Annotated in this window: 6 protein-coding genes and 1 pseudogene; 2 read left to right on the forward strand and 5 right to left on the reverse strand. The window is 56.3% G+C overall.

The features are described 5' to 3' along the window. A partial coding sequence (locus AAC035_RS16515) for a saccharopine dehydrogenase NADP-binding domain-containing protein (protein ID WP_339806087.1) occupies positions 1-726 on the reverse strand: 726 nt, incomplete at its 3' end. Between the two features lie 99 nt (positions 727-825). Between AAC035_RS16515 and AAC035_RS16520 the strand changes: the two genes are divergently transcribed. Next, positions 826-1,647: an ion transporter gene (locus AAC035_RS16520; protein ID WP_339806088.1), complete on the forward strand. Its 822-nt coding sequence runs from the start codon at positions 826-828 to the stop codon at positions 1,645-1,647. 86 nt (positions 1,648-1,733) lie between these two features. Here the strand turns inward: AAC035_RS16520 and AAC035_RS16525 are convergent, their stop codons facing one another. Then, positions 1,734-2,675: an FAD-binding protein gene (locus AAC035_RS16525; RefSeq protein WP_339806089.1), complete on the reverse strand. Its 942-nt coding sequence runs from the start codon at positions 2,673-2,675 to the stop codon at positions 1,734-1,736. Next, complete coding sequence (locus AAC035_RS16530; protein ID WP_339806090.1) at positions 2,676-3,425, reverse strand: electron transfer flavoprotein subunit beta/FixA family protein; 750 nt, start codon at positions 3,423-3,425, stop codon at positions 2,676-2,678. Positions 3,426-4,141: 716 nt separating this feature from the next. Here AAC035_RS16530 and AAC035_RS16535 point away from each other — a divergent pair. Continuing rightward, the gene (locus AAC035_RS16535; protein ID WP_339806091.1) at positions 4,142-5,794 is read left to right on the forward strand and encodes an electron transfer flavoprotein-ubiquinone oxidoreductase; all 1,653 of its coding nucleotides are present in this window, start codon (positions 4,142-4,144) and stop codon (positions 5,792-5,794) included. Positions 5,795-5,911: 117 nt separating this feature from the next. Here AAC035_RS16535 and AAC035_RS16540 read toward each other — a convergent pair whose 3' ends face one another. Both AAC035_RS16540 and AAC035_RS16545 read right to left on the reverse strand, forming a co-directional pair. Next, positions 5,912-6,373, reverse strand: a complete 462-nt coding sequence (locus AAC035_RS16540; RefSeq protein WP_339806092.1) for a peptidylprolyl isomerase — start codon at positions 6,371-6,373, stop codon at positions 5,912-5,914. 212 nt (positions 6,374-6,585) lie between these two features. Further along, a pseudogene (locus tag AAC035_RS16545) lies at positions 6,586-6,928 on the reverse strand (DUF1285 domain-containing protein); the annotation flags it as partial.

The raw sequence follows: 6,928 nt of genomic DNA on the forward strand, positions 1-6,928 counted from the left end.
AATGAACGGCGCCAGCCACACCCCGAAATCCGGATCAAACTCGGCAGACTTCACGTCAGGCTGCCGCTCCACCGACCGATGCTCCGGCGGACAGATGGAAAACGGGTTGGCCAGTTCCTGGCGAAGCGCCTTGTTCGAAGCAGCCTCGCGAACCACATTCATCAGGCTCGCCACCGTGCCACCGGAAAGCCCGCCTTTCGCGGCGCGCACTCGCATCTTGGCCCGTGAAGCTGGCTGACCAAATTTTTCAACAGCCTGCTGCTGCAGGAACCACACCCCCAGATCCGACGGCACCGAATCAAATCCACAGCAGTGGACAATTCTGGCACCGGTCACCTTGGCGCGGGCTTCATAGAGCTGAATCATGCGCCGGATCCACTGCACCTCGCCGGTGAGATCGCAATAATCGGTGCCACTCTCGACACAGGCGCGCACCAGGGGTTCGCCATAGAGCGCATAGGGGCCAACCGTGGAGACCACGACCCGGGTCCGGGCGCAAAGCGCCTGCAGCGATTCATCGTCGGATGCGTCCGCAATCAGGATGGGCAGATCCACGGCCTGAGGCCCCAGCTCATCCCTCAATGAATTCAGTCGCGCTTTGGAGCGGCCGGCAATGGCCCAGCGAACCTTGCCACCGCTACCCAGCTGCGACAACATTCGGCCTGCCAGTATCTTGCCCACAAAGCTGGTTGCACCAAACACGACTATGTCGAATTCCTGTTCCATGACCTTCCTCTTTATTTAATGGAATGGCGACTTCTGTTGTTAACTTGTCCGGTCTACAATCCCGCTCCGGCAAAACGCAGTTCAGGAGACCGTTTCCTTATGTCATCAGTCCAGACCGAGCTTAGTGCCCTGCACCGGCTTCAGGCAATCGAATCGAGCCGTCTGTTTCAGGGCGCGGTCATCTCCATCATTATCTTGAGTGCGTTGACAATCGGCGCAAAAACCTACGATGTTCCGCCCCTGTTCAGCCATGTGCTGAGCATACTGGATAACGGCATTACCGTCTTTTTTCTCATAGAGATTCTGTTCCGGTTCGGGGTTTGCCCAAACAAGAAGCGGTTTCTGCTGGACGGCTGGAACCTGTTCGACACCCTGGTCGTGGTGGGCAGCCTGATTCCCATGAACAACGCCGAAGCGGTCCTGCTGGGCCGCCTGCTGCGGGTGTTCAGGGTACTGCGTCTGGTGTCCGTAGTGCCGGAGCTGCGTTTCCTGATCAACTCCCTGCTCCGTGCCATCCCCCGCATGGGCTACATCGCGCTGCTGATGTTCATCATTTTCTACATTTACGCGGCCATGGGGTCCATGTTCTTCGCGGAGATCGACGAATTTCTCTGGGGCGATGTGGCTGTGGCCATGCTGACCCTGTTCCGGGTGGCCACCTTCGAGGACTGGACCGATGTCATGTACGCGACACAGGATGTCTATCCGCTCAGCTGGATATACTACCTTACGTTCATATTTTTGACCGCTTTTGTTTTTTTAAACATGATGATAGGCGCAATTCTTGAAGTCATGAGTGAAGAGCAGAATGCGCGTCAGGCGGAGGCCGCTCATGATGAGCGGGTGCGGATGAGTCAGCAGCTGGATGACGTACAGTCACAACTGGCGGAACTGAAAGAGCTGCTCCGGAACAAGACCTGATACGGGCATCCCCGGAGGCCAGATCCACTTTTCCTCCAGACACAAAAAAGGGCGCCGAGGCGCCCTTTTTATTCTGAAGTCAGTCCTTACAGAACCTTCTTCAGTTCTTCTTCAAACTGCGGGATCGCTTCGAACAGATCCGCTACCAGTCCGTAATCAGCCACCTGGAAGATCGGTGCTTCTTCATCCTTGTTGATCGCAACGATCACCTTGGAATCAGACATACCCGCCAGGTGCTGAATGGCACCGGAGATACCAACAGCGATGTACAGCTGGGGAGCAACAATCTTGCCGGTCTGACCTACCTGCATGTCGTTCGGCACGAAACCGGCATCGACAGCCGCACGGGAAGCGCCAACAGCGGCACCCAGCAGATCGGCAACCTGCTCCAGCATCTTGAAGTTTTCGCCGTTCTGCATGCCACGACCACCGGAGATCACGATACCGGCACTGGCCAGATCAGGACGGTCAGACTTGGCCAGCTCTTCGCTCACGAAGGTAGACAGGCCGGCATCCTTGACGGTGTCCAGCGCTTCAACAGCAGCAGAACCACCTTCAGCAGCAACCGGATCGAAGCCCGTAGGACGAACGGTAATCACCTTGGTGCTGTCGGAAGACTTCACCGTTGCAATGGCGTTGCCGGCATAGATCGGGCGCACAAAGGTGTCCGCGTCAACCACGTCCATGATGTCGGAGATCTGGGCAACGTCCAGCAGGGCAGCAACACGGGGCATGAAGTCTTTACCGGTGGTGCCGGCAGCCGCCAGAATGTGGCTGTAACCCTTACCTACTTCAGCGACCAGCTCGCCCAGGTTCTCACCCAGAAAGTGACCGTAGGCCGCGTTGTCAGCAACCAGAACCTTGTTGACGCCTTCGGCCTTGGCCGCAGCTTCAGCAACAGCGCCACAGTTTTCACCGGCAACCAGAACGTCGATATCGCCACCGATGGCCTTCGCGGCCGCCAGGACACTCAGAGTCGCCTGCTTCAGGCTGCTGTTGTCGTGTTCAGCAAATACCAGGATGCTCATTTAGATCACCTTCGCTTCGTTCTTCAGTTTGTCGACCAGCTGAGCAACATCTTCAACCTTGATGCCAGCCTGACGGGAAGCCGGAGCCTCTACCTTGACGACAGACAGGCTGCCGCCAACATCAACGCCCAGATCGGCCGGAGAGGTAACGTCCAGCGGCTTCTTCTTGGCCTTCATGATATTTGGCAGAGACGCATAACGCGGCTCGTTCAGACGAAGGTCAGTGGTGACGACTGCCGGCAGGTTAAGGGATACAGTCATCAGACCGCCATCAACCTCGCGGGTGACGTTCAGCTTGTCGCCTTCAACAGCCACGGCATTGGCAAAGGTGCCCTGGGGCATGCCTGACAATGCGGCCAGCATCTGGCCAGTCTGGTTGTTGTCGGAATCGATGGACTGTTTGCCAAGAATGACCAGTTTTGGCTCTTCCTTGTCAACAACAGCCTTGAGCAGCTTGGCCGCCTGCAGAGACTGGACTTCGCCTTCAGTCTCAATGTGGATACCGCGATCAGCACCGAGAGCCAGTGCTGTACGGATTTGCTCCTGAGCAGCCTTGGGGCCGATGGATACGACCACGATTTCGCTGGCTACGCCCTTTTCCTTCAGACGAACCGCTTCTTCAACAGCGATTTCGCAGAATGGGTTCATAGCCATCTTGACGTTGGCAAGATCAACACCAGAATTGTCCGGCTTGACCCGCACCTTGACGTTGTAGTCGATAACTCGTTTTACAGCGACCAGAACCTTCATAGATTCCTCGTTCTTCTACGATGGGTTTAATGACTCGTCACCAGCAGCTCTCTTTTCCGGGCTTGCGCCAAACAGAAGCCAAGGCGCTGATGATTCCTGTCGCTTCGGTTGGAAATGAACGCAACCGAACCTTAATTAAACAGCAATTTTTCCACTGGACCTGCTGTCAGGGCGCCATAATACTGACGGCAAACCCTTTGTGGGTCAATAGCAAATGCGGTGTCACCCCCGGTATTGCGAACGTTTTACACTGCTGTTCAGCAGTTTAGGGGCGAGAGACCATTTCACATTTCGTCTCGAAAAAACGCCGGATATGCCCTTTTTGAAACAAGGTTTCGCAACATTATGGTATTATTACCACCATCAATGGCCAGCGAGCCCGGTTTAAATGTCAGGACACCGTTCCACGGTGCCAGACTTTACCCAAATTTTCAAACAGATGTTTGAAACAGGCCTGTTGCCCGCTAAACTGTCGTTTTGCTAAACAATGTTCGCTATTATGGCGGCTTTGCAGCCAGATGAATGCAGACGTTTTGATGACAGGCATTCAGGTTCAGGCGGATTTTTAGAGGTTTTTAGACAGCGAATTTTAAAGAATTCAATAGCACGTTTCCGGATACGCCGGCGCCATGCCTGACAGGGGTCGCCCCTTGCCAGGCCCGCACCGGACATCGTATTCGTCATAATTCACTGATGAGAAGTCTGAGGAGACCAACGTGGAACGCGAATCAATGGAATTTGATGTTCTGATCGTCGGCGGAGGCCCTGCTGGCCTTTCGGCTGCCTGCCGTGTGATGCAGCTTGCCCAGGAAGCCGGCGAAGAACTGACCGTGTGTGTGGTAGAAAAGGGTTCCGAAATAGGCGCCCACATTCTGGCCGGTACAGTATTCGAGCCCACCGCCCTCAATGAACTCTTCCCGGACTGGAAAGAGCGCGGCGCCCCGCTGAACACCCCGGTTGCCAGGGACGACATCTTCCTGCTTAAAAACCAGGAAAAGGCCACCAAGATCCCCAATGCCTTTGTGCCGAAGAACATGCACAACGAAGGCAACTACATTATCAGTCTGGGCAACCTCTGCCGCTGGCTCGCCGAACAGGCTGAAGCCATGGGTATTGAGGTTTATCCCGGATTTGCCGCCGCCGAAACCATTATTGAAGATGGCCAGGTCAAGGGCATCATCACCGGCGATATGGGCGTTGGCCGCGATGGCAGCGAGAAAGAAGGTTACATGCCGGGCATGGAACTGCGGGCCAAGTACACGCTGTTCTGTGAGGGCTGCCGGGGCCATCTGGGCAAGCGCCTGATCCAGGAATACAAGCTGGACGACGGCAAGGATCCCCAGCATTATGGTATCGGCATCAAGGAATTGTGGGACCTCGACCCGGCCAAACATGAGCCAGGTCTGGTTGTTCACACCACCGGCTGGCCATTGAACGAGTCCGGCTCTACCGGCGGCTCCTTCCTTTACCACCTGGAAAATGGCCAGGCGTACGTGGGCCTGATCACCGATCTGTCCTACAGCAATCCGCACATGAGTCCGTTTGAGGAATTCCAGCGCCTCAAACTGCATCCGGAAATCAGCAAGCATCTCGAAGGCGGCAAGCGTGTTGCCTACGGTGCCCGCGCCATCGCCAAGGGCGGCTACAACGCCTTGCCGAAGATGAGCTTCCCGGGTGGATTGTTGCTGGGCTGTGACGCCGGCACCCTGAACAGCTCCAAGATCAAGGGCTCCCACACCGCCATGAAGTCTGGTCTGCTGGGTGCCGAGGCGGTCTTCGAAGCCTTGAAAGAAGGCAAGAGCGGCGAAGAGATCACCAGCTTTGCCGAGCGTTTCGAAAAGAGCTGGCTCTACAAGGAGCTGTTCGACGAGCGTAACTTCGGCCCGGCCATGCACAAGTTCGGCAACATCGGCGGTGGAGCGGTGGCCTTTATCGAGCAGAACCTGCTCGGTCGCAGCCTTCCCTTCACTTTCCGTGACACCACACCGGACTACGCCACCCTCAAGCTGGCCAGCGAGTGCAAGAAGATCAGCTATCCGAAGCCCGATGGCAAACTGACCTTCGATCGCCTGTCCTCAGTGTTCGTGTCCAACACCAACCATGAGGAAGATCAGCCAGTACACCTGCGCCTGACCGATCCGGATATTCCCATCAATGAAAACCTGCCGAAATACGATGAGCCGGCTCAGCGTTACTGCCCGGCGGGCGTCTACGAAGTGGTCGAGAAAGATGACGGTAGCGGCAAACGCTTCCAGATCAACGCCCAGAACTGCGTTCACTGCAAGACCTGTGACATCAAGGACCCGGCCCAGAACATCACCTGGGTGACGCCGGAAGGCGGTGGTGGTCCAACCTACCCCAACATGTAAAACTGCTGTGACAGTCTGAAAGGCCCCTGACGGGGCCTTTTTTATGGGCGTTCAGCAAGCAGGCAAAAAAAAGCGACCCGAAGGTCGCTTTTCTGGCTCAGCTGGCCGGGAAGGAGATCAGTGCACGTGACCGTGTGACTGCTCTTCCTCGGTAGCTTCGCGAGCCTCTACCACTTCCACATCAAAGTGCAGGGTCTGACCAGCCAGAGGATGGTTGGCGTCGATGGTAACAGTCTCTTCGCTTACCTCAACAACGCGGACAACCTGAGGGCCACCCGGCGTCTGGGCCTGGAACTGCATACCCGGCTCAATGGAATCCACGCCTTCAAAGGCGGAGCGGGGTACTGGCTGGATCAGCTCTTCGTTCAGCTCGCCATAGCCTTCTGCAGGTGCGACGGAGACGGTCAGCTGATCACCAGCGGCTTTTTCATTGAGGGCATTTTCAAGGCCCCCGATGATGTTCTGCGCACCTTCCAGATAGGACAGGGGCTCACGACCTTCCACGCGGGATGAGTCAAGCTGTTCGCCCTGATCGTTGGTCAGAGTGTAATGAATGGTTACAACGCGGGGTTGGGCCATGGTTTCTCCTTGCGTATTGCGATGACTGTAAATGAACAATGTCGGATGATCGGAAGTGATCTTGAACAGTCGGACTGCACAGAGGAACTCACGACCACCAGGCCTCGTTAGAGAGCCGGGCTCGTTAACAAGATCGAACATACAGTCTAACAAGGGTCAGACTGCGTTTTCTACCGTGTTGCCTGAGTTGGTGGTGGCGAAGGGGAGAAAATTCAACCCCCGTGCCCGACTTCGAAAAAATGACCGCCACTCCAGACACCCAGAATTCCGGGCTGACCCTCCGGGCTGCTCACCAGATAGCCGGCAAGGTCGTAATAGGCAGCGGTGACCAGTCTCGCGGTCAGGCCATGTTGAAGTCTGACCACCGGGCGGGGCTCATCCGCCGTGCCGTAGGTGCCAACCTCAAGAGGGTTATCCTCACCAATGGCAATGATGTCGCCGACGTTGGTGGTCACCGTCAGCACCTGTTGCTGCCCTTCCCCTGTCGCTTCCAGTGAGTGCGCCAGCAAGGGCGCATCCTCCACCTGAATCCGCCATTTTTCAACGGGTGTGACC

The sequence above is a fragment of the uncultured Marinobacter sp. genome (assembly GCF_963974375.1).
Classification (GTDB): Bacteria; Pseudomonadota; Gammaproteobacteria; order Pseudomonadales; family Oleiphilaceae; genus Marinobacter.